The organism is Amycolatopsis sp. NPDC004378, from assembly GCF_053602455.1.
On record NZ_JBSGDR010000004.1, the window covers coordinates 203143 to 222568 of the forward strand.

Below are 19426 nucleotides of genomic sequence, written 5' to 3' on the forward strand. Positions count from 1 at the left end.
ACAACGTCCAGCTCGGCACTATGTTTAACGAGTCCGTTAATTAACAAGGTGCTGAAATGACTGCTGACCCGTTGAGCCGGACGTTCTCCGCGCTCGCCGATCCGACCCGGCGGGCCATCCTCGCGCGGCTGTCGGCCGGCGAAGCGACCGTGAACGAGCTCGCCGAACCGTTCACGATGAGCCTGCCCGCGGTTTCGCGGCACCTGAAGGTGCTGGAACAGGCGGGGCTGATCACCCGAGGCCGCACGCGCCAGTGGCGGCCCTGCCGGCTGGAGGCGAAACCGCTGGAAGACGTCGCCGACTGGGTCGCGACCTACCGCCGGTTCTGGGACGACGGGTTCGACCGCCTCGAGGAGCACCTGAGGAGCCTGACCGGCGATGCCTGACCTGGAGATCACCCGCGTCTTCGACGCCCCGCGCGAGCTCGTGTTCTCCGCCTGGACCGAGCCGGACCACCTGGCGCACTGGTTCGGTCCCCGGGGTTTCACCTGCCCGGCCGTCACCGTCGACCCGCGGCCCGGCGGCCGCTGGCGGGCCTGCATCCGCTCCCCCGAAGGCGACGAGCACTGGATGCACGGCGTCTACCGCGAGATCAGCACGCCGCGGCGGCTGGTGTTCACGTTCGCGTGGGAGGCCGAGGGCGGCGAGACGCTGGTGGCGATCGACTTCACCGACCTCGGCGGCAAGACCGAAATGACCTTCACCCAGACCGGCTTCCCGGCCGCCGCCGAGCGCGACGGCCACCACGACGGCTGGACGTCCAGCTTCGACGACCTGGCCGGCCACCTCCGAGGAAAGGACGACCGATGACCGCTCTGCCCGAGATCGTCACGCCGGCGGAATGGCAGGCCGCGCGGGACGCGCTGCTGGTCAAGGAGAAGGCGCACATGAAGGCGGCCGACCGGCTGGCCGCCGAGCGCCGCCGGCTGCCGATGGTCCGGTTCGACGCGGAGTACCGGTTCGAGAGCGCCGGCGGACCGGTCAGCCTGCTCGACCTCTTCGACGGCCGCCGTCAGCTGGTCGTCTACCACTTCATGCTGCACCCCGGCGACGAAGCGGGCTGCCCCGGCTGTTCCCTGGTCGTCGACAACCTGCCGCACCTGGCCCACCTGCACGCCCGGGACGTCACGCTCAAGGTCGTCGCGCCCGCGACGCTCGCCGAGATCGAGCGGTACAAGAAGCGGATGGGCTGGGACGTGCCGTGGGTGTCGGCGCACGGCAGCACCTTCACCGAGGACTGCGGCGTCGGGAGGGGCTTCGGCGTGAGCGTCTTCCTCCGCGACGGCGACGACGTCTTCCGGACGTACTTCACGTCCGGCCGGGGCGGCGAGATGTTCCTCGCCTCGCACCGCTACCTGGACGTGACGCCGCTGGGGCGTCAGGAGGCGTGGGAAGAGGAAAGCCACGGCGACGACGCGCCGAGCTCGTGGTGGCGCCGCCACGACGAGTACTGAGAACGCGCCGGGGCCCGGGGTGCTCCCCCGGGCCCTGACGGCGTCAGCGGGCCTTGGCCGCCCGGAGCGCGATCCACTGGCGCATGGCGTACTCGACCAGCGTGATCAGCGTCTGCTTCGTCGACTCGCGGTCCCGGGCGTCGCAGCGGACGATCGGGATGTTCGGGTCGATCGACAGGGCTTCGCGGACGTCGTTGATGTCGTGCTCCAGCACGCCGTCGAACGTGTTGATGCCGACGATGTACGGCAGACCGCGGTCTTCGAAGAAGTCGATCGGGGCGAACGAGTCGGCCAGCCGGCGCGTGTCGGCCAGCACCACCGCGCCGATCGCGCCGCGGACCAGGTCGTCCCACATGAACCAGAACCGCTGCTGCCCGGGCGTGCCGAACAGGTAGAGGATCAGGTCGGCGTCCAGCGACACCCGGCCGAAGTCCATCGCGACCGTGGTCGTCGACTTGCCCGGCGTGTGGTCGAGGTTGTCGACGCCGACGCTGGCGTCGGTCATCATCGCCTCGGTGGTGAGCGGCACGATCTCCGACACCGACCCGACGAAGGTCGTCTTCCCCGCACCGAAACCGCCAGCCACCACGATCTTGGCGGATGTCATGGTCGGGGGCGCGGTGTCCCGCGGTGCCTTAAAGCCGACGGAGTCCACTCAAAACCCTTTCCATCAACACCAGATGTGCCTCGGCGCCGTCATTGCCCGTTATCGTCTTGTGCACCGTGACCAGCCCAGCGTCCGCCGCGTCGCTGATCAGCACCCGGGCCACGCCCAAGGGCACCCGCAGGGCCGAAACGATCTCGGCGACCGAACGGGGGGTCCGGCACTCTTCCATGATCGAGAGGCACTCGATCTGCTCCGCGGCCACCTCGGGGAAGCCACCGGTGGCAGCGTAGTCCTTCGTGGAGATCAGTGTCTCCAGCTCCAGCGCGTAATTGGCCCGGGTTCGGCCGCCGGTGAGAGCGTACGGCCGCACGATCGCGGTCTGGTCTTCGGGCGGGGGTGCCTGTTCGAACACCCTGGGCATGACGAACTCGCCGCTGGGCGGGCCCGGGTCGAACAAGCCCCCTGGTCTGGGGCTGTCCCCGTCGGTACTGCCGGGGGGAGAGACTAAAGAGGTCACTCGATCTCCTTGGTCGGCCGGCGGCGCGGGTGGCGCCGGCGGTTCCGCGGCCGCGTGCGCACCGGCGGCCGGGGGTGGCGGGGACTCCTTGCTCTTCTTGCGCTTCCGGCGGGCACGGCCGGAATCCAGGGTGAAGCCGTTGAGGACGTCGGCGAAGGTGCCGTCGTCCTCGCGCCCGGGGGGCCGCTGCCCCTCGGGTGGTTCGCCGCCGAATCCGGACCCCGTGCTCATCGCGCCATCATCCCACCGGTTCGCCGATCAGCGACCCACCCGAGCCCTGGAGCTGGGCGCGCAGCTCCGGGGTCAGGATCTGGCCGACCCGGTCGACGAGCATCGTCATCTCGTAGGCGACCTGGCCGATGTCGCAGTTGGGGGCGGCGAGCACGGCCAGGCAGGACCCGTCGCTGATCGACATCAGCACCATGATCCCCAGTTCCATCTCGACGACCGTCTCGTTGACCGCGCCGGCCTCGAAGCACCGGGCGGCGCCCTGGGTGAGGCTGACCAGGCCCGAGGCGACCGCGGCGAGCTGGTCGGCCCGGTCGAGGGGCAGCCGGTTCGACGCGGTCAGCAGCAGGCCGTCCGCCGAGACGACCACGGCGTGCGCCACGCCGGGCACCCGCTCCGCGAAGTCGTTCACCAGCCAGCCGAACTGATTCTGCGTCGGCTGAGCGCTACTCGGCGAGGTCATTCACCCTCCAGTGTCTCGTGGTTGGTCTCGGTCGCCCGAGCGGTGCGGTGGCGCCCGCGCTCGATGCCCTGCTGGAAGCTTCGCAGGCGGCCGCGCACGTCGTGTGCGTCCCGTTGTGGTCGGGGGGCCGTGGCCCCGGTGGGCGGTCCGGCGCTGCCGGGCAGCAGCTGCTCCCCGCGACGGCGCCGGGGCAATCCTGCCGAAGTGAAGGTGGCGGGCGCCGACTGGGACACCGCTTGCACGGTCCGCCAGCCTTCGTCGGTCCCGAAGTTCCACTCGGCGGTGGCCTCGACAGCAGCCTCTTCCCGGCGCGGAGCCTCGGCCTGACCACCGGCGGGCCGCCGAGACGGCAGTGAAGACGGCGGGGCGGCCGGCCGGCCGGGCTCTTCGAACGCCGCCCGCTGCGGCAGTGGCTCCTCCGGCTGGGCCGCACCGGGCTGTGGGCCGCCCCGCTGGGGGAGGCCGCCTTGTTGCCCGGGGGCCGTTCGAGGCTTGGGCAGGCCGTTCTGTTGGGCTTCGCTGCCGGGCGCTTGCTGTCCCGGCTGCGGGAACGCGGCCGCAGGGTGCTGCCCTGAGTCTCCGGCCGCGGGCTGCCGCGGGCCCGGCTGCGGCGAGGCGGTTGCGTTACCCGTCGGCCCCTGAGCGGCATCCTGAGACCCGGCCGCGGGCTGCCCCGGGCCCGGCTGCGGCAGAGCGCCACCCGGCTGCGCCGCAGGCCGATCGGCTTGCGTCCCGGCCGCGGGCTGCCGCGGACCTGCCTGAGGCGAAGCGTCACCCGCCTGCCCCTGCGCGGCATCCGTGTGGGCCCCGGCCGCAGGCTGCCGCGGACTCGGCTGCGGCAAGGCGCCACCCGGCTGAACCGCTGACCCATCACCTTGCGTTCCGGCCGCGGGGCGTCGCCCGTCGCCACCCGGCTGAGCTGCCGGTCCATCGGCTTGCGTGCCGGCCGCAGGCTGCCGCGGACCCGGCTGAGGCGAAGCGCCGGCCGCCAGCCCCTGCGCGGCATCCGCCCGCGTCCCGGCCGCAGGCTGCGGCAGGCCCGGCGAAGCCTCGGCTTGCGTCCCGGCCGCAGCTCCTTGCGGAGTGTCAGCCTGCGTTCCGGCCACGGGTCCCGCCGACGTTCCAGCAGGTCCGCTCTGGGCCGGGTCGCCCTGCGGGCTTGCGGGCTTCGCCGGATCGGCCTGCATGCCCGCCACCGGGCCGCGCGGCTGCGTTGCCGCAGGTCCACGCTGTCCCGCGTCGGCCGAAGCGGAGGCCGCCGTCGGGTTCACCGCTGCCTGGCGGGCCTGCTGGCGGCCCCTCGTGACGCCCTGCTGGAAGCTGCTCAGCCGGCCGCGGACGTCCGCCGGGTCGCGGACCGGGAGGTCCGATCGCGGCGGGGCCGGGGTGGCCGGGGCCGGCGAGGTCGGCGTCGCGCTGCCCGGGAGGAGCTGCTCGCCGCGGCGACGGCGGGGGAGGCCCTTCTCCGTGAACGCCGTCGGCTCCGACTTCGTGATCGCCTGGACCGTGCGGAAGTTCTCGTCGCTCGCGAAGTCCCAGCTGCGCAGGCCCTCGGGCTCCGCCGCGGCGGGCTTCGCCTCGGGAGCAGCCGGAGTCGAAGGAGCGGCCGGAGCGGGCTTCTCCTCGCGGAACCACGCCGACAGCATCTCGTCGAAGATCGGCGTCGTCTCCGAGCGGTCCGGGGCCGGGGCCGCGGGCGCCGGTTCGGGCTTCGCCGTCGCCTGGTTCCACCAGTCGCTGAGCGTGGTTTCGTTGGCGGAGAACAGGTCCTTGCCCGCCGGGAGGTCGTCCGCGCGGGGCGGCTGCGGCACCGGCAGCACCGCGGGCAGCGTCGGGCGCGGCGGCGGGACGTCGTCGTCCTTCGGGAGGGGCGCGAACAGCGCCGTCCCGGAGATCTCGAGGTCCGACGGCGGGCGGACGGCCGGGCCGTGCCCGTTCGCCAGGCCGGCGAGGTCGCTCGCCGACGGCCAGCGCTCCTCCCCCATCGCCGGCTGCTGCGGGACCAGCGGCCGCGGCCGGGAGGTGCCGTTGACCTGGCGGCGCGGCAGCTGGTTGCCCGCCGCGGGGCTCGTCGGGTGCTGCTGCAGGGAGCCGATCGGGCCCGTCCGCGGGCCGTCCGTCACCGGCATCACCAGCTCCGCCGGGACGACGACCGTGGCGCGGACGCCGACGATGTCCTTGCCGCCGTGCAGCGAAACCCCGATGTGGTGGCGGCTGGCCAGCCGGCCGACCACGAACAGGCCCATCCGGCGCGACGTCGCCAGGTCGACCGACCCGGCCTCGGTCAGCCGGGTGTTCGCCTCGGCGACCTCGGCCTCGTTCATGCCGATGCCCTTGTCGAGGATGTCGACGTGGAGCGAGCCGTCCTCGCCCAGCCGCGACGCCACAGTCACCGACGTCTCCGGCGCCGAGAACGCCGTCGCGTTGTCCAGCAGCTCGGCGACCAGGCGCATCAGGTCGCTCGCGGCGTAGCCGACGATCCGGGCCGGGGGCGGCGGCTGCACCTGCACCCGCTGGTACTGCTCGATTTCCGAGACGGCGGCGCGGAGCATGTCGGTGGTGCCGACCGGCTTGCCGGACCGGCGGCCGGGCTCGGCGCCCGACAGCACCATCAGGTTCTCGTTGTTGCGCCGCATCCGGGTGGCGAGGTGGTCGAGCTGGAACAGGGTCGCCAGCTGGTCGGCGTCCTCCTCGTCCCGCTCGAGCTGCTCGATCAGCTGCAGCTGCCGCTGCACCAGGCTCTGGCTGCGCCGGGACAGGTTGACGAACACGCTGCCGAAGCCGGTGCGCATCGCGGCCTGCTCGGTCGCGAGCCGCAGCGCTTGGTGGTGCACCTTGTCGAAGGCCCGGGCGACCTCGCCGACCTCGTCCTCGGTCCGCACCGGCACCGGCACGACGTCCGTGCTCTGCGCGCGGCCTTCCTGGATGTTGCGGACCGCCTCGGGCAGCGCGGTCTCGGCGACGTCCAAAGCGCTGCGCCGCAACGCCTTCAGCGAACGCAGCAGCTGGCGGGTGATGAGGAAGACGACCGCGACGGCGAGCACCATGGTCGCGAACAGCACCACCGCGAGCAGGCCCGCGCCGCTGCTGGCCTCGTCGACCAGCTGGGTCGAGGTGGCCGACGCCGACGCGCCGAGCCGGTCGGCGACCTGGCTGATCTGCGTCCGCATCGCCGAGGACGCGGAGTTCCACTCGGCCGCCGAAAGGGCGCGGAACGCGTTGTCGACCGTGGTGCCCTGCGCGTTCAGCACCGATTCGACCATCCGGGCCCGGCTCTGCGCCTGGGCGCCTTCGGCGATCGCCGCGAAGTCGCGCTGCAGCGTGTCGCCCGCCGCGGAGCGGAAGTCGACGAGCCGGTCGGCCAGCCGCAGCTCGGCGGCGCGCAGCGTGGCCAGCTCGCTCGGCGACAGCGCCGAGCGGGCGATGCCGTAGGAGACCAGTGCCTGGCTGACCGACACCTGCTCGCCCGCGACCAGCAGTTCGTGCAGCCCGGCCGGGGTGCCGCCGAGCGTGCCGTCGCCGGCGCCCGCGGTGGCTGCGGTGTCGAGGCCGATCAGGGACCCGGTGATCCCGGAGTAGGAGTTGACGGCCTGGGCCGGGTCGAGCTGGCCGCCGTCGACCTGGCGGCGCAGGAAGCCGAGGTTGTTGACCTGCGCGGTGGCCGCGCCGGCCGCCCCGGCCACGCCGGGCTCGACGCCGGACGCGCGGGACTGCGCGTCGGTGAACGGGCCGACCGCCGCGTCCGTGGCCTTGCGGGCCGCGGCGAGCTCGGGCGTGCCGCCGACGGTCCCCTCGGTCAGCATCGCCGCCGTGACCGTGCGCTCCTGTTGCAGCGCACCGGTGAGCGCGCGCGTCTGGCCGCCGAGGGCGACCAGCCGGTCGAGCCGCTGGTAGTCGTCCGAGCGGCCGACCTGGGCGGCGATCGTCGTGATGCCGAGCACCAGCGCGAGGACGATCGGCACCACCGTGACGGCCGAGAGCTTCACGGGGAGGCTCCAGTCGCGCCATCGCACGAGGGCGCGCCACAGTTCCTTCCCCTTCGACCGCCGGGGCGCCCGGCCGAGCAGCTCCCCCACGGGCACCTGACCTTCTCCTGCAACGGTCACGTAAGTGACTCCCTGTCCGGCGTCATGGATCCGAGTCGGCGCGGCGTCCCGGCGGGCGGCGGGCCGTCGGACGGTCGTGCCGTCCGCGCCCGGCCGCCTCGCCGGCGCCTTCGCTCGTCCCCGGCTGCCCCGCCGACCGTGCGCCCGTCACCGGGCCGGCACCGCTTCCCGTGCAAGGGACAGTGCACGTGCACGGCGCAACTTGCGTTCTGCACGGTCGTGGAGATCAACTTTATCGGTGCCAATCGATCGCTGAGTCAGCTGGGCCAAAGAATCGTACCCCCGGAGCCCGGTCGGTCAATTGTGTTCCCCGTTCGGTCGCTGACCTGCGAAAAGCGCTTTCGGAGGCGGGCTCGGGCGACGACATTACGCCTCGGCGTCCCCGAAGAGGGAATTCCGGTTACCGGACGCGTCTCACCCAGGCGTTCGGCCGTCACCCGATTAGCCCAGGCGGGGCAGCAGCGTACCTCGGACGATCTACACTCCGTACCCCCATCGGGTGGGTCAAGTCTCAAGATGTGCCCGATGTTGTGGCGTTGCGCAGTGGCGTGACCCGACCTGGTGATTTCTTTCGGGACCCCGCGCCGACCTGTGGATCTTCCCCGCCACGCCCGCAGCCGGAGGACCCTCCACTGCGCTACCGAACCCTACTTTGACCACTCTGAGTGACAGTTGGTCACCCGCATCCGGCCGGATTAGCTCGTTCGCCGCAGGCTGGGCCGAACGCGACAACGTCGCGTCACAATTTTTCTCATCATTACGGGTGATCTGCGCGTGATCTTGTAGCGAACAGCCATTCGACGTTTTCGACGGGAAACCGAATACCGACCGTTCTCCCGCCGTTGAACCACCCGGCCGCCTGCCCGCTCCGCCGGACGGCGTAGTTACGATGTCGACTCGCAGTCCGCAAGGGCGGCCCGGCGCCCTGTCCGCAGGCGCCCGGGGCCCCGCCGCCACGCCAGGCACATCTGCCGGAGGCACCCATGTACGACGTCGCGCGTCCCGCGGCGGGCAACCCGCTCGAAGAGACCGGCCGGATGCCGGCGCTGTTCACCGGGGACCGCCCGCCGGGCGCCCAGCACCGACGGCCCGCTCCCCGCACGGGTCCCGACTACGCCGCGATCCAGGCCAGCCGCGAGTTCGTCTCGCTGCGGCGGCGGTTCCGGTCGTTCGTCTTCCCGATGAGCTTCGCCTTCTTCGCCTGGTACATGACCTACGTGCTGCTCGCCGCGTACGCGCACGACTTCATGAGCGCCAAGGTGTTCGGGCAGGTCAACGTCGGCATCGTGCTCGGCATCGGCCAGTTCGCCAGCACCGCGCTGGTCACCTGGCTCTACCTGCGCTACGCGCGCCGCCAGGTCGACCCCCGGGTCGCCGAACTGCGGGCCCGCGCCGGCCTGACGGAAGGGACCCGCCGATGACCGCCCTCGCCGCCGAAGGGGCGCCCGCCAGCAACCCGCTCGTCAACACCGCCGTGTTCGCCCTGTTCGTGGCGATCACGCTCTACGTCGTCTACCGGGCCAGCTCCCGGAACTCCTCGACGTCGGACTACTACGCCGCGGGCAGCGCGTTCACCGGCCGCCAGAACGGCATCGCGCTGTCGGGCGACTTCCTGTCGGCGGCGTCGTTCCTCGGCATCGCGGGCGCCATCGCGATGCACGGCTACGACGGCTTCCTCTACTCGATCGGCTTCCTCGTCGCCTGGCTGGTCGACCTGCTGCTGATCGCCGAACTGCTGCGCAACACCGGCCGGTTCACGATGGGCGACGTGCTCAGCTTCCGGATGAAGCAGCGCCCGGTCCGCGCGGCGGCGGCGACGTCGACGCTGGTGATCTCCTTCTTCTACATGCTGGCGCAGATGGCGGGCGCCGGCGGCCTGGTCGCGCTGCTGCTGAACGTGCACTCCAAGCTCGGCCAGGCGCTGGTGATCGGCGTCGTCGGCCTGGTCATGGTGCTGTACGTGCTGGTCGGCGGGATGAAGGGCACCACGTGGGTGCAGATCATCAAGGCGACCATCCTGCTGCTGTGCGGCGCGCTGCTGACGGTGTTCCTGTTCGGCAAGTTCGGCTTCTCGTTCTCGAACCTGCTCTCCTCGGCCGCGGAGAACAGCCCGCTCGGCGACAAGCTGCTCGAGCCGGGCGGCTCCTACGGCAAGAACGGCACCACCAAGCTCGACTTCGTGTCGCTGGCCCTGGCGCTGGTGCTCGGCGCGGCCGCGCTGCCGCACGTGCTGATGCGCTTCTACACGGTGCCGAACTCCCGCGAAGCGCGGCGAAGCGTCGTCTGGGCGACGGCGTGCATGTTCCTCTTCTACCTGTGCACGCTGGTAATCGGCTTCGGCGCGGCCGCGCTGGTCGGCGCGGACGAGATCAAGGCCGCGCCCGGCGGCGAGAACTCGGCGGCCCCGCTGCTGGCCCTGCACGTCGGCGGCACGCTGCTGCTGGGCATCATCGCCGCGGTGGCGTTCGCGACGATCCTCGCCGTGGTGGCCGGGCTGACGATCACCGCGTCGGCCTCCTTCGCCCACGACGTCTACGCGAACATCTTCAAGCGCGGCAAGGCGGAACCGGCCGACGAGGTCCGGGTGGCGCGGCTGACCGCGATCGCGGTCGGGGCGCTGGCCATCATCGGCGGCGTGCTCGCGAACGGGCAGAACATCGCGTTCCTGGTGGCCCTCGCGTTCGCCGTGGCGGCGTCGGCGAACCTGTCGACGCTGCTGTACTCCCTGTTCTGGAAGCGGTTCAACACGACCGGCACGCTGTGGGGCATCTACGGCGGCCTCGCCGCGAGCCTGATCCTGGTGCTCTTCTCGCCGGTCGTGTCGGGCGCCCCGGACGCGATCTTCAAGAGCGTCGACTTCGCCTGGTTCCCGCTGAAGAACCCGGGCCTGGTCTCGATCCCGTTCTCGTTCCTCTGCGGGTTCGTCGGCACCCTGGTGGGCAAGCCGAAGGCGGACGCGGACAAGCACGCCGAGATGGAGGTCCGGTCCCTCACCGGGATCGGCAGCTGAGGCCCTGGGCGGCCTGCGTCACGCGCGCAGGCCGTCCAGGATCACGTCCAGCACGCGCTTCCCGTCCTCCGGGCTGCAGTTGCGCACCGCCATCCCGGCGCCGTGGCCCAGCCGCAGCACGTCCGGCCCCGCGACGTCGGGGCGGATCAGCCCCTCGGCCGCGTCGACCAGCACCCCGACCGCCTCGCGCAGCCGGACCTGGCAGTACTGGAAGGTTTCGGAGCCCGAGTCGATCGACTCCTTGAGGATCGTGGCGAGCTTGTGCCGCTCCACGACCCAGGTGACCTGCTCCCCCAGCCAGGCCTCGAGGGCCTCCCACGGCGGCAGCTCGTCGTGCAGCACGTACGCGCGGTCGGCGAGCACCTCGATCTCGTCGCGGTAGACCGCCTCGAACAGCTTCTCGCGCGTCGGGAAGTGCCGGTACAGCGTGCCCGCTCCCACCCCGGCCTTCTTCGCGATGTCGTCCAGCGGCACGTCGGCGCCCTGCGCGGTGAAGAGGTCCTTCGCCGTCGCGACGATGCGCTCGTAGTTGCGCCGCGCGTCCGCGCGCATCGGACGCTCCGAGTCCGCACCCGGCATCCCGGCCTCCTCGCCTTTAACCGGAGAGATTCTCCGAATTCGCTTGCGCATCCGGAGACGATCTCCATATTATCGGATCGTCCCCAAGTGGAGAATCTCTCCACTTCTCGTTGCTCCTTGGGGGAGTATCCCTTGACCCAGCAAACGGTCCTCGACGAGCCCGCGGCACCGGCCCGTCGCAGCGGGCTGGTCCTCGCGATCATCCTCACCTGCCAGCTCATGCTCATCCTCGACGCGACGGTCATGAACGTCGCGCTCCCGCGCATCCAGGCCGACCTGGGGTTCTCCCCCACCGGCCTGTCCTGGGTGATGACGGCCTACAGCCTGGTCTTCGGCGGCCTGCTGCTGCTCGGCGGCCGCGCGGGCGACCTGTTCGGGCGGCGCCGGATGTTCGTCGCGGGCACCGCCCTGTTCACCCTCGCCTCATTGGCCGGCGGCCTCGCCGACTCGGCCGCCCTGCTCATCGCCGCCCGCGTCCTGCAGGGCGTCGGCGCCGCGATGGCCGGTCCGAGCACCCTGGCCCTGGTCACGACCACGTTCTCCGAGGCCAGGGCCCGCGTCCGAGCGCTGGCGCTGTTCTCCGCGATGTCCAGCGGCGGCTTCGCGATCGGCCTGATCGTCGGCGGCCTGCTCACCGAGTGGATCTCGTGGCGCGCGGCGCTGTTCATCAACGTCCCGTTCGGTCTCGCGATCGTGCTGCTCGCACCGCGGTTCGTGCCCGAGCCCGCACGCCGCCCCGCGCGGCTCGACCTGCCCGGCGCGATCACCGGCACCCTCGGCGTCGGCTCGCTCGTGTTCGCCTTCACCCACGCCGCGTCCGACGGCTGGGGCAACGCCGTGACGCTCGGCTCGCTCGCCGGCGGCCTGGCGCTGCTGGCCGCGTTCGTCGCGATCGAGGCCCGCACCGCGATGCCGCTGGTCCCGCTGCGGCTGTTCGCGGACCGCAACCGCAGCGCGGCCTACGTCAACTTCTTCCTCGGCCCGATGGCGATGATGTCGATGTTCTTCTTCCTGACGCAGTTCATGCAGGACATCCGGCACTTCGCCGCGCTGGCCACCGGGTTCGCGTTCCTGCCGATGGCGGCGCTGATCTTCACAATGAGCCGGCTCGTGCCGCGGCTGCTCCCCCGCTACGGGCCGAAGCCGCTCGCCGTCACCGGGACGCTGCTGATGCTCGCCGGCGTCGGCTGGCTCGCCCAGCTCACCGCGGACAGCGCGTACTTCCCCGCACTGCTGGGGCCGCTGGTGCTGATGGGACTCGGCGGCGGGCTCGCGTTCGCGCCGCTCAACGTGATCGTGATGGCCACCGTGCCGTCCGACGACGCGGGCGCCGCGGGCGGCGTGCTGCAGACGATGCAGCAGGTCGGCAGCACCCTCGGGCTGGGCGTGCTGATCACGGTGTTCGGCGCGACGACCCGCTCGTCGAGCGCGACCGGGGCCGGGCTCGTCGTCGACGGCATGACCTCGGCGTTCGCCACGGCCGCGGTGTTCGCGGCGGGCACGGTCCTGGTGGCGCTGACGTTCCGCCGGGTTACAGCTTCTGCCCGGCCTTGACCCGGTGCGTCACCCGGCGCTCGACGAGGAACGAGACGAACGGGACGCAGCCGGCCAGCAGCACCAGCACGGTGCCCTTGATCGACCAGCGGGCCTTGATCGCCAGGTCGATGGTCAGCACCAGGTAGATCATGTACAGCACGCCGTGGATCGGCGAGTAGACCGCCGACGGCGTCGGGTTGCCGAAGCCGTAGCGCAGCACCATCACGAAGCAGAGGCCGAGCAGGCCGACACCGGTGACGTAGGCGGCGGTGCGGAACCGGACCAGGGGGCCGGTGAGCGGCACCGCCGTCTGGGCGGCACCTTCGGTGCTGGTGGTCATCGGGTCGTCCTCACTCTGCGGCCTGCTGGTCGCGGGCGTTCAGCTCGCGCAGGTAACGGTTGTACGCGGCCAGTTCCTCGTCCTCGTCGGCGTGCACCACGTCGGGGCGGGGACGGGGAGCGGGCACCTCGGGCTTCACGGCCGGTTCGGGCGCCGGCTCTTCGGTTCGCGCCTTCTGGTTCAGCTTGCGGATCCGCCAGAACATGAACGCGGGGAAGAGCCCGAACAGCGGCCACTGCAGCACGTAGCCGAGGTTCTGGAAGGTGCCGCTGGCCGACATGAAGCGGTCCCACTGCCACCAGGCGAGCCCGCAGCAGACGAGCAGGCTCACCAGGCTGGTCGCGACGATCACGAGCCGCCGTCCCCAGGGGGAGGCGGCCGGCGGCGGGGAAGCTGGCACGGCTTCGACGCTAGCACTGACCGCCTGAGAGGCCCCGGCCCCGCCCTCTCCTCGGGGGGCGTCCCCAGTCCAGTCTATCGGCGGCTGCCGACGATCCTCAGGTTCGCGGGCGATCCGGCGCGAGTTGTCCACATTCGGCCCGGCCTGTGGACCAGCCGGGCTCGTCAGCCTTGCTTGCGCACCGACTGCGCGGCCTTCGCGTACCCGTCCGCCAGGCCGAACACCTTCTGCGCGTACTCCGTCGAGTTGTTGTACGACAGGATCCCGGCCCACCACCCCGCCGGGCTCGCCATGTCGCGGCCGCCCGCGCACAGGTAGCGGGCGGCCGCCAGGGCCGCGTCGTCGATCTGCTGGGGGTCGCCGAGGCCGTCGCCGTTGCCGTCCGAGGCCCACTTGCGCCACGTGCTCGGGATGAACTGCATCGGGCCGACCGCGCGGTCGACGGTCGGGTCGCCGTCGTAGCGGCCGCCGTCGGTGTCGCCGATCGCCTGGACCCCGGACGAACCGTCGAGCGGGACGCCGATGATCGGCTTGGACGGGCGGCCGTCCGCGCCGAGGACCGCGCCCGCGTACTGGCCGTGGTTCGACTCGATGCGGCCGATGCCGGCCAGCGTCGCCCACGAGATCTTGCACCCCGGCTGGTCCGCGCGCATCGCCAGCTCGGCGTTGCCGTACGCCTGCAGCGCCCGCGCCGGGACGCCGCTGGCCGCGGCGACCTGGGCCGCCCACTGCGAGAGCGTCGCCGGGCCGGTGCTGCGGGCCTGCTGCGGAGACGTCTGCTGCTCGGCGCCACCCGCGACGACGCCGCCGGCCGGGGCCACCGACCCCGGGCGGACGTCGGCCGCCTTGACCTGCAGGGCGGGGATCTCGGTGGTGGTCGGGCTCGCCTCCGGCGTCGACGCGCGGGTGACGAGCCAGACACCGCCGCCGGCCACGGCCAGCACGGCGACGACCACGATCAGCCGGGTGAGCACCGCGGCACTCGCGGCGCGCGCCGCCGGTGCCGGTACGGCGGGGGCGGCTTCGCCGGCGTCGTCGCCGACCGGGTCGTCCTCGGTCTTTCCGGTACTCGTGCGCACGAAACTCCGGTCCTCCAGCGTGGTTGCCGACGATCTGTCAACGAGCCCGCGCAGGTTAGCGTTACGCGGGCCGTCCAGAACGTCTCACCACGCCGGTTCACCCGGCCGTGTGGAGCACGTCTCGTCAGGCGGACTTCTGCTGCCGGGCGAGCCGCGCCACGCACCAGGCCGGCGCGCTGCCGCGGCGCAGGTGCTGCAGGACGGTCATCGGGCCGAGCCGGCGGCTCAGGTCGGACGGCGCGAGCCCGGCCGCCCGGTAGTCGAGGGCCCGCTGGTCGAGCGGGCTGATGCCGGCGTCCCACCACTCTTCGGCTTCGGCGACGCCGCCGACCATCTGCCACCAGCCCGCGGCGGCCGTGAGCAGCTCTTCGGGCACTTCCGGCAGGCGGCTGCGCATCGCGGCGAGGTAGCCGGGGTCGGCCGACTCGACGGGGACGAACCGGGACTGTCCGGACCGGGCGCGCTGGCCCGGGATGCCCGGCGTCTGGGCGGGCGCGTCGGCCAGCCACGCGGACGCGATCCGGTCGACCTCCTGCTCTTCGGGGGTCTGCTCGCGCTCGGCGGCCCACTGCCGGATCAGCGCGTCCACTCCGGGATCTCCGGTCATCCCTGCCTCCTTGTAGGTCCCCGACGGACAGGCCCTGACGCCTGTCCCACGCGGTGGTGCCGCACGCACCCACCTGCACCTTGCTGAGTGGAAACTGCCTGCGTACCGGGGCTCTCCGAGGGGGATGGCGAACCACCCGATCACGCAATGTGAGCACCGTAGGGCCGGGGTGGTCCCCTTCGCCAGACCCCGGCTGCCACGAATTCGCCGACCTGCGCGTTTTCGGCGGCAATCCACCCGGATGGTCGAGTGTTCGGTCCGAATTCCGAGATTCGTGACGCTCGGTGATTTACCGTCCGCTAACACGCAGGGTTACCACCGGCACCACCCGATACGGTGCCGGTGAGCGGGGCTTTCGGGTCAGGAGAAGAGCGACCGGAAGAACGTGACGATCGCTTCGGCGCCGTCCTTGAGCCAGCCCAGGACGCGGTGCACGAAGTCGGCGGACTGGTGGGGCTGGGTGATCAGGAAGAACAGCACGAGCGCGACCACGCCCACGATGAGCACTTTCTTCATCCCGCTCGACATGCGCTTCCTCCCCGGTCCGCCGTCCCGTCCTGGGAGTGGCCACGCCAATACTCTAGGGAACCAGTGCCCGGAAGACACCCCGACCAACCCCCGAGGAGCACCATGAACCGGAACGTGCTGGTCCAGCGGGACGGCGTCGTGACGACGGTCACCATCGACCGGCCGGACGCCCGCAACGCCGTCGACGGGCCGACCGCGGCTGAGCTGGCCGACGCGTTCCGCGCGTTCGACGCCGATCCCGAAGCCGCGGTCGCGGTGCTCACCGGATCGGGTGGCGCCTTCTGCGCGGGCGCCGACCTCAAGGCCATCGGCACAGACCGGATGAACCGGACTCACCCGGACGGGGACGGCCCGATGGGCCCGACCCGGATGCGGCTCGGCAAGCCGGTGATCGCGGCGGTCCACGGGCACGCCGTCGCGGGCGGGCTGGAGCTGGCGCTGTGGTGCGACCTGCGCGTCGCGGACGCCACGGCGGTGTTCGGCGTGTTCTGCCGCCGCTGGGGCGTGCCGCTGATCGACGGCGGGACGGTGCGGCTGCCGCGGCTGATCGGCCAGTCGCGGGCGATGGACCTGATCCTGACCGGACGGCCGGTCGAAGCCGCGGAAGCTTTCGACATCGGCTTGGCGAACCGGCTCGTCCCGGCCGGCGAAGCCGTCTCGGCGGCGCAGGAGCTGGCGCGGCAGATCGCGGCGTTCCCGCAGGTCTGCATGCGCGGCGACCGGCTCTCGGCGCTCGGCCAGTGGGGCCGCTCCGAACCGGACGCGCTGACGGCGGAGTTCGCCGCGGCGATGGAAACCGGAGTCCTGGCGGCCGAAGCTGCCGACGGCGCGGCCCGCTTCGCCGGCGGCGAAGGCCGCCACGGCACCTTCACGTGATCAAAGAGGCATCGCGCGTGATCAAGAAGGCATCACTCGTGATCAGCGGGGCATCACTCGTGATGGGAGAGGCATCGCGCTGATGCCCGCTCAATCACGCTTGATGCCCGCCGAATCACGCTTGATGCCCGCCCAATCACGCGTCATGCCCGCTCAGTCACCGGTGATGCCTCTAGTGAGTGGATCGGGTGGCGGCGGGCGGGTTTCGGGCAAGCGGCCGATAAGGTCGGCGGATGGACGACGATGTTCCCAGAGTCGTGCTCCGGCCGGTGGCCGAGACCGATCTCGACCTCCTGGAACAGCTGACCAACGATCCCGTCGCCGCCGGGGAGCACCAGTGGTTCGGCTGGCACGATCCCGGCTACCTGCGCCGCCGGTGGCACGAAACCGGCATGCTCACCACCGAGACCGGCATGCTCGTGCCGACCCTCGACGGCCGCGTCCTCGGTCTCGTGTCGTGGCACCGCAGCCGTACCGGGCCGGCGTCCTTCTGCTGGAACATGGGCCTCGTGCTGGCCCCCGAGGCACGCGGTCACGGCCACGGCACCGAGGCCCAGCGCCTGCTCGTCGAGTACCTCTTCGCCCACACCCAGCTCAACCGGGTCGAAGCGACGACCGAAGTCGGCAACCGCGCCGAACAGCGCTCGCTCGAGAAAGCCGGCTTCACCCGCGAAGGCGTCCTTCGCGGCTTCGACTTCCGAGACGGCGAGTGGCGCGACCACGTCCTCTACTCGGTCGTGCGCTCCGACCTGGCGGAGAACTAGACGATCGCCCCCGCCGCACGCAGGGCGCCCAGGTCCGTGACGCCCAGTTCGGCGAGCACGGCTTCGGTGTCGGATCCCTTGACGCGCGGGGCTTCCGGCGTCGCCGGCGGGGTGCGGTCGAACCGCGGCGCCGGGGCCGGCTGGACCATGCCGCCGATCTCGACGAACGTCCCGCGCGCCGCGTTGTGCGGGTGTGACGCGGCTTCGCCCGGCGCCAGCACGGGCGTCAGGCACGCGTCCGTCCCCGACGCGCGCGCGACGAGGTCGTCCCGCGTGTGTTTGCCGATCGCCGCCGCGAGGATTTCGCGAAGGCGGGGCCACTGCGTCTTGTCCACGTGCAGCGGCAGCGACTCCGGGTCCAGCTCCAGGACCTTGACCAGGTCGCCCCAGAACCGCATCTCGATCGCGCCGACGGCGACGTACTTGCCGTCCGCGGTTTCGTAGGTGTCGTAGAAGGGCGCGCCGCCGTCGAGCATGTTGTCGCCGCGCTCCCCGCCCCAGAGCCCGGCGGCGGCCATGCCGTGCAGGCTCGTGGTGAGCAGCGCCGCGCCGTCGACCATCGACGCGTCGACGACCTGGCCGCGTCCCGACGCGTTCCGTTCGTACAGCGCGGCCAGGATGCCCATCGCGAGCAGCAGCCCGCCGCCGCCGAAGTCGCCGACGAGGTTGAGCGGCGGCACCGGCCGCTCGCCCGCGCGCCCGATCGGCTCGAGCGCGCCGGCGATGCCGATGTAGTTGATGTCGTGCCCGGCCGCCGTCGCGAGCGGGCCGTCCTGGCCCCAGCCGGTCATCCGGCCGTAGACCAGCCGCGGGTTGCGGGCGTGCACGACGTCGGGGCCGAGCCCGATCCGCTCGGCGACGCCGGGGCGGAACGGCTCGATGAGGACGTCGGCGGTGTCGCACAGCTTCAACACCAGCTCGACGCCTTCGGGTGTCTTGGTGTTGATGCCGACCGACCGGCGGCCGCGGGCGAGCGGGTCCGTCGGGATGCCGAGCACGTCCTCCCCCGGCGTCGCGCGGTCGACGCGGACGACGTCGGCGCCGAGGTCCCCGAGGATCATCGTGGCGAACGGCCCCGGCGCGAGACCGGCGAGCTCCACCACCTTCAGGCCGCTGAGCGGACCTGCCTTCATGTTCGGTCCCTTCAGAGCGAGCGGGCGATGATTTCCTTCATGATCTCGCTGGTGCCGCCGAAGATCCGGGAGATCCGGACGTCGGCCCAGGCGCGCGCGATCGGGTACTCGGTCATGTAGCCGTAGCCGCCGAAGAGCTGCACGCAGTCGTCGATGACCTTGTTGACGCGCTCGGTGGTCCACAGTTTCGCCATGGCCGCGCCCTGGACGTCGAGCTCGCCCTTGAGGTGGCGTTCGATGCACTGGTCGAGGAACGCGCGCGACACCGCGGCTTCGGTGGCGGCCTCGGCGAGGGTGAACTTGGTGTTCTGGAAGCCGAAGAGCGGCCGGCCGAACGCCGTGCGCTCCTTCGTGTACTCGAGTGTGAGGTCGACGGCCGCCTCGAGCCCGGCCACCGCGGTGACGGCGATGATCAGCCGTTCCTGGGGCAGCTGCAGCATCAACTGGAAGAAGCCCTGGCCTTCGGCGTCGCCGAGCAGGTTGGCGGCGGGCACGCGGACGTCGTCGAAGAACAGCTCGGCGGTGTCCTGGCCCTTGAGGCCGACCTTGTCGAGCACGCGGCCGCGGCGGAAGCCCGGTGTGTCCGTCTCGACCACGACCAACGAGACGCCCTGGGCGCCCGCGTCCGGGTCGGTCTTCACCGCGACGACGACGAGGTCGGCGTGGAAACCGTTGGTGATGAACGTCTTCGCGCCGTTGATGACGTAGTGGTCGCCGTCGCGGACCGCCCGCGTCTTGATGCCCTGCAGGTCCGAACCGGTGCCCGGCTCGGTCATCGCGATCGCGCCGACCATTTCGCCGGAGGCCATCTTGGGCAGCCACTCGCGCTTCTTCTCTTCGGAGGCGTACGCGCTGAGGTAGTGCGCGACGATTCCGTTGTGGACGGTCACGCCCCACGCGCTGTCGCCGGAGCGGGCCTGCTCCTCGTAGAGGACGGCCTCGTGCGCGAAGGTGCCGCCGCCCCCGCCGTACTCCTCCGGGATGGACAGGCAGAGCAGCCCGACCTCGCCGGCCTTGTTCCACAGCTCGCGGTCGACCTTCTTCTCGGCCGCCCAGCGCTCCTGGTGCGGCACGAGCTCCTTCTGCATGAAGGACCGCGACAGCTCGCGAAGGTCTTCGAGCTCGGTCGTGCTCCACGAGCTCTTCGGCAGTTGCAGCGGCACGGGACAACCCTCCTGCTGGAAAACATGACGATCAGC

Annotated in this window: 20 protein-coding genes; 8 read left to right on the top strand and 12 right to left on the bottom strand. The window is 71.8% G+C overall.

Annotated features, from left to right (window positions below):
* Positions 1 to 56: 56 nt before the first annotated feature.
* The 3 genes from ACWEN0_RS15885 to ACWEN0_RS15895 are packed head-to-tail and all read left to right on the top strand — an operon-like array spanning position 57 to position 1454.
* Positions 57 to 386 carry an ArsR/SmtB family transcription factor gene (locus ACWEN0_RS15885; RefSeq protein WP_451973656.1) on the top strand — a complete coding sequence of 110 codons (330 nt, stop codon included), beginning with the start codon at positions 57 to 59 and terminating at the stop codon, positions 384 to 386.
* Positions 379 to 810, top strand: a complete 432-nt coding sequence (locus tag ACWEN0_RS15890) for an SRPBCC family protein (protein ID WP_451973658.1) — start codon at positions 379 to 381, stop codon at positions 808 to 810. Before ACWEN0_RS15885 ends, ACWEN0_RS15890 begins: the two co-directional genes overlap by 8 nt.
* The gene (locus tag ACWEN0_RS15895; protein ID WP_451973660.1) at positions 807 to 1454 is read left to right on the top strand and encodes a DUF899 domain-containing protein; all 648 of its coding nucleotides are present in this window, start codon (positions 807 to 809) and stop codon (positions 1452 to 1454) included. The genes ACWEN0_RS15890 and ACWEN0_RS15895 overlap by 4 nt, the downstream gene beginning before the upstream one ends.
* Positions 1455 to 1497: 43 nt before the next feature.
* On the opposite strand, the gene ACWEN0_RS15900 is transcribed toward ACWEN0_RS15895, so the two are convergent.
* The 4 genes from ACWEN0_RS15900 to ACWEN0_RS15915 are packed head-to-tail and all read right to left on the bottom strand — an operon-like array spanning position 1498 to position 7351.
* Positions 1498 to 2061, bottom strand: coding sequence for a GTP-binding protein (locus ACWEN0_RS15900; protein ID WP_285454006.1), 564 nt, complete (start codon positions 2059 to 2061; stop codon positions 1498 to 1500).
* A gap of 28 nt (positions 2062 to 2089) precedes the next feature.
* On the bottom strand, positions 2090 to 2809 hold the full coding sequence (locus ACWEN0_RS15905) for a DUF742 domain-containing protein (RefSeq protein ID WP_451973662.1): 720 nt from the start codon (positions 2807 to 2809) through the stop codon (positions 2090 to 2092).
* A gap of 7 nt (positions 2810 to 2816) precedes the next feature.
* Positions 2817 to 3269: a roadblock/LC7 domain-containing protein gene (locus tag ACWEN0_RS15910; RefSeq protein WP_004561253.1), complete on the bottom strand. Its 453-nt coding sequence runs from the start codon at positions 3267 to 3269 to the stop codon at positions 2817 to 2819.
* Positions 3266 to 7351 (bottom strand): nitrate- and nitrite sensing domain-containing protein, encoded by a 4086-nt coding sequence (locus ACWEN0_RS15915; protein WP_451974293.1) that lies wholly within the window; start codon positions 7349 to 7351, stop codon positions 3266 to 3268. The genes ACWEN0_RS15910 and ACWEN0_RS15915 overlap by 4 nt, the downstream gene beginning before the upstream one ends.
* A 1007-nt stretch (positions 7352 to 8358) precedes the next feature.
* On the opposite strand from ACWEN0_RS15915, the gene ACWEN0_RS15920 reads away from it, so the two are divergent.
* Both ACWEN0_RS15920 and ACWEN0_RS15925 read left to right on the top strand, forming a co-directional pair.
* Entirely contained in the window at positions 8359 to 8796 is a 438-nt protein-coding gene (locus ACWEN0_RS15920; RefSeq protein ID WP_451973664.1) for a DUF485 domain-containing protein, read from the top strand.
* A complete protein-coding gene (locus ACWEN0_RS15925; RefSeq protein ID WP_451973666.1) occupies positions 8793 to 10385 on the top strand; it encodes a solute symporter family protein in 1593 nt (530 codons plus the stop codon). Before ACWEN0_RS15920 ends, ACWEN0_RS15925 begins: the two co-directional genes overlap by 4 nt.
* Before the next feature lie 18 nt (positions 10386 to 10403).
* On the opposite strand, the gene ACWEN0_RS15930 is transcribed toward ACWEN0_RS15925, so the two are convergent.
* Entirely contained in the window at positions 10404 to 10964 is a 561-nt protein-coding gene (locus tag ACWEN0_RS15930) for a TetR/AcrR family transcriptional regulator (RefSeq protein ID WP_451973668.1), read from the bottom strand.
* A 132-nt stretch (positions 10965 to 11096) separates the two neighbouring features.
* Here ACWEN0_RS15930 and ACWEN0_RS15935 point away from each other — a divergent pair, with 132 nt between their 5' ends.
* Positions 11097 to 12518, top strand: a complete 1422-nt coding sequence (locus tag ACWEN0_RS15935) for an MFS transporter (protein WP_451973670.1) — start codon at positions 11097 to 11099, stop codon at positions 12516 to 12518.
* Here ACWEN0_RS15935 and ACWEN0_RS15940 read toward each other — a convergent pair.
* The 5 genes from ACWEN0_RS15940 to ACWEN0_RS15960 form a co-directional block, all read right to left on the bottom strand.
* Complete coding sequence (locus ACWEN0_RS15940; protein ID WP_451973672.1) at positions 12496 to 12840, bottom strand: DUF3817 domain-containing protein; 345 nt, start codon at positions 12838 to 12840, stop codon at positions 12496 to 12498. The two genes, ACWEN0_RS15935 and ACWEN0_RS15940, sit on opposite strands and share 23 nt — an antisense overlap.
* 10 nt (positions 12841 to 12850) lie before the next feature.
* Complete coding sequence (locus ACWEN0_RS15945; RefSeq protein WP_451973674.1) at positions 12851 to 13240, bottom strand: hypothetical protein; 390 nt, start codon at positions 13238 to 13240, stop codon at positions 12851 to 12853.
* Positions 13241 to 13404: 164 nt separating this feature from the next.
* Positions 13405 to 14319, bottom strand: a complete 915-nt coding sequence (locus ACWEN0_RS15950) for a lytic transglycosylase domain-containing protein (RefSeq protein WP_451973676.1) — start codon at positions 14317 to 14319, stop codon at positions 13405 to 13407.
* Positions 14320 to 14443: 124 nt separating this feature from the next.
* Complete coding sequence (locus ACWEN0_RS15955) at positions 14444 to 14926, bottom strand: helix-turn-helix transcriptional regulator (protein WP_451973678.1); 483 nt, start codon at positions 14924 to 14926, stop codon at positions 14444 to 14446.
* A gap of 360 nt (positions 14927 to 15286) precedes the next feature.
* Positions 15287 to 15454, bottom strand: a complete 168-nt coding sequence (locus ACWEN0_RS15960) for a hypothetical protein (protein ID WP_451973680.1) — start codon at positions 15452 to 15454, stop codon at positions 15287 to 15289.
* A gap of 102 nt (positions 15455 to 15556) precedes the next feature.
* Here ACWEN0_RS15960 and ACWEN0_RS15965 point away from each other — a divergent pair, with 102 nt between their 5' ends.
* Both ACWEN0_RS15965 and ACWEN0_RS15970 read left to right on the top strand, forming a co-directional pair.
* Positions 15557 to 16330, top strand: a complete 774-nt coding sequence (locus ACWEN0_RS15965) for a crotonase/enoyl-CoA hydratase family protein (protein ID WP_451973682.1) — start codon at positions 15557 to 15559, stop codon at positions 16328 to 16330.
* Positions 16331 to 16563: 233 nt separating this feature from the next.
* Positions 16564 to 17094 (top strand): GNAT family N-acetyltransferase, encoded by a 531-nt coding sequence (locus tag ACWEN0_RS15970; protein ID WP_451973684.1) that lies wholly within the window; start codon positions 16564 to 16566, stop codon positions 17092 to 17094.
* Here the strand turns inward: ACWEN0_RS15970 and ACWEN0_RS15975 are convergent.
* Entirely contained in the window at positions 17091 to 18227 is a 1137-nt protein-coding gene (locus tag ACWEN0_RS15975; protein ID WP_451973686.1) for a CaiB/BaiF CoA transferase family protein, read from the bottom strand. The genes ACWEN0_RS15970 and ACWEN0_RS15975 overlap by 4 nt on opposite strands.
* 11 nt (positions 18228 to 18238) lie before the next feature.
* Complete coding sequence (locus ACWEN0_RS15980; protein WP_451973688.1) at positions 18239 to 19390, bottom strand: acyl-CoA dehydrogenase family protein; 1152 nt, start codon at positions 19388 to 19390, stop codon at positions 18239 to 18241.
* Between the last annotated feature and the right edge of the window lie 36 nt (positions 19391 to 19426).

Excerpts from the sequence above, each read along its gene's own strand:
- ACWEN0_RS15920 (WP_451973664.1), top strand. The coding sequence starts at position 8,359 with ATGTACGACGTCGCGCGTCCCGCGGCGGGCAACCCGCTCGAAGAGACC.
- ACWEN0_RS15930 (WP_451973668.1), bottom strand. The coding sequence starts at position 10,964 with ATGCCGGGTGCGGACTCGGAGCGTCCGATGCGCGCGGACGCGCGGCGC.
- ACWEN0_RS15905 (WP_451973662.1), bottom strand. The coding sequence starts at position 2,809 with ATGAGCACGGGGTCCGGATTCGGCGGCGAACCACCCGAGGGGCAGCGG.
- ACWEN0_RS15895 (WP_451973660.1), top strand. The coding sequence starts at position 807 with ATGACCGCTCTGCCCGAGATCGTCACGCCGGCGGAATGGCAGGCCGCG.
- ACWEN0_RS15900 (WP_285454006.1), bottom strand. The coding sequence starts at position 2,061 with ATGACATCCGCCAAGATCGTGGTGGCTGGCGGTTTCGGTGCGGGGAAG.
- ACWEN0_RS15975 (WP_451973686.1), bottom strand. The coding sequence starts at position 18,227 with ATGAAGGCAGGTCCGCTCAGCGGCCTGAAGGTGGTGGAGCTCGCCGGT.
- ACWEN0_RS15890 (WP_451973658.1), top strand. The coding sequence starts at position 379 with ATGCCTGACCTGGAGATCACCCGCGTCTTCGACGCCCCGCGCGAGCTC.
- ACWEN0_RS15925 (WP_451973666.1), top strand. The coding sequence starts at position 8,793 with ATGACCGCCCTCGCCGCCGAAGGGGCGCCCGCCAGCAACCCGCTCGTC.
- ACWEN0_RS15955 (WP_451973678.1), bottom strand. The coding sequence starts at position 14,926 with ATGACCGGAGATCCCGGAGTGGACGCGCTGATCCGGCAGTGGGCCGCC.
- ACWEN0_RS15885 (WP_451973656.1), top strand. The coding sequence starts at position 57 with ATGACTGCTGACCCGTTGAGCCGGACGTTCTCCGCGCTCGCCGATCCG.
- ACWEN0_RS15965 (WP_451973682.1), top strand. The coding sequence starts at position 15,557 with ATGAACCGGAACGTGCTGGTCCAGCGGGACGGCGTCGTGACGACGGTC.
- ACWEN0_RS15960 (WP_451973680.1), bottom strand. The coding sequence starts at position 15,454 with ATGTCGAGCGGGATGAAGAAAGTGCTCATCGTGGGCGTGGTCGCGCTC.
- ACWEN0_RS15910 (WP_004561253.1), bottom strand. The coding sequence starts at position 3,269 with ATGACCTCGCCGAGTAGCGCTCAGCCGACGCAGAATCAGTTCGGCTGG.
- ACWEN0_RS15940 (WP_451973672.1), bottom strand. The coding sequence starts at position 12,840 with ATGACCACCAGCACCGAAGGTGCCGCCCAGACGGCGGTGCCGCTCACC.
- ACWEN0_RS15970 (WP_451973684.1), top strand. The coding sequence starts at position 16,564 with ATGGACGACGATGTTCCCAGAGTCGTGCTCCGGCCGGTGGCCGAGACC.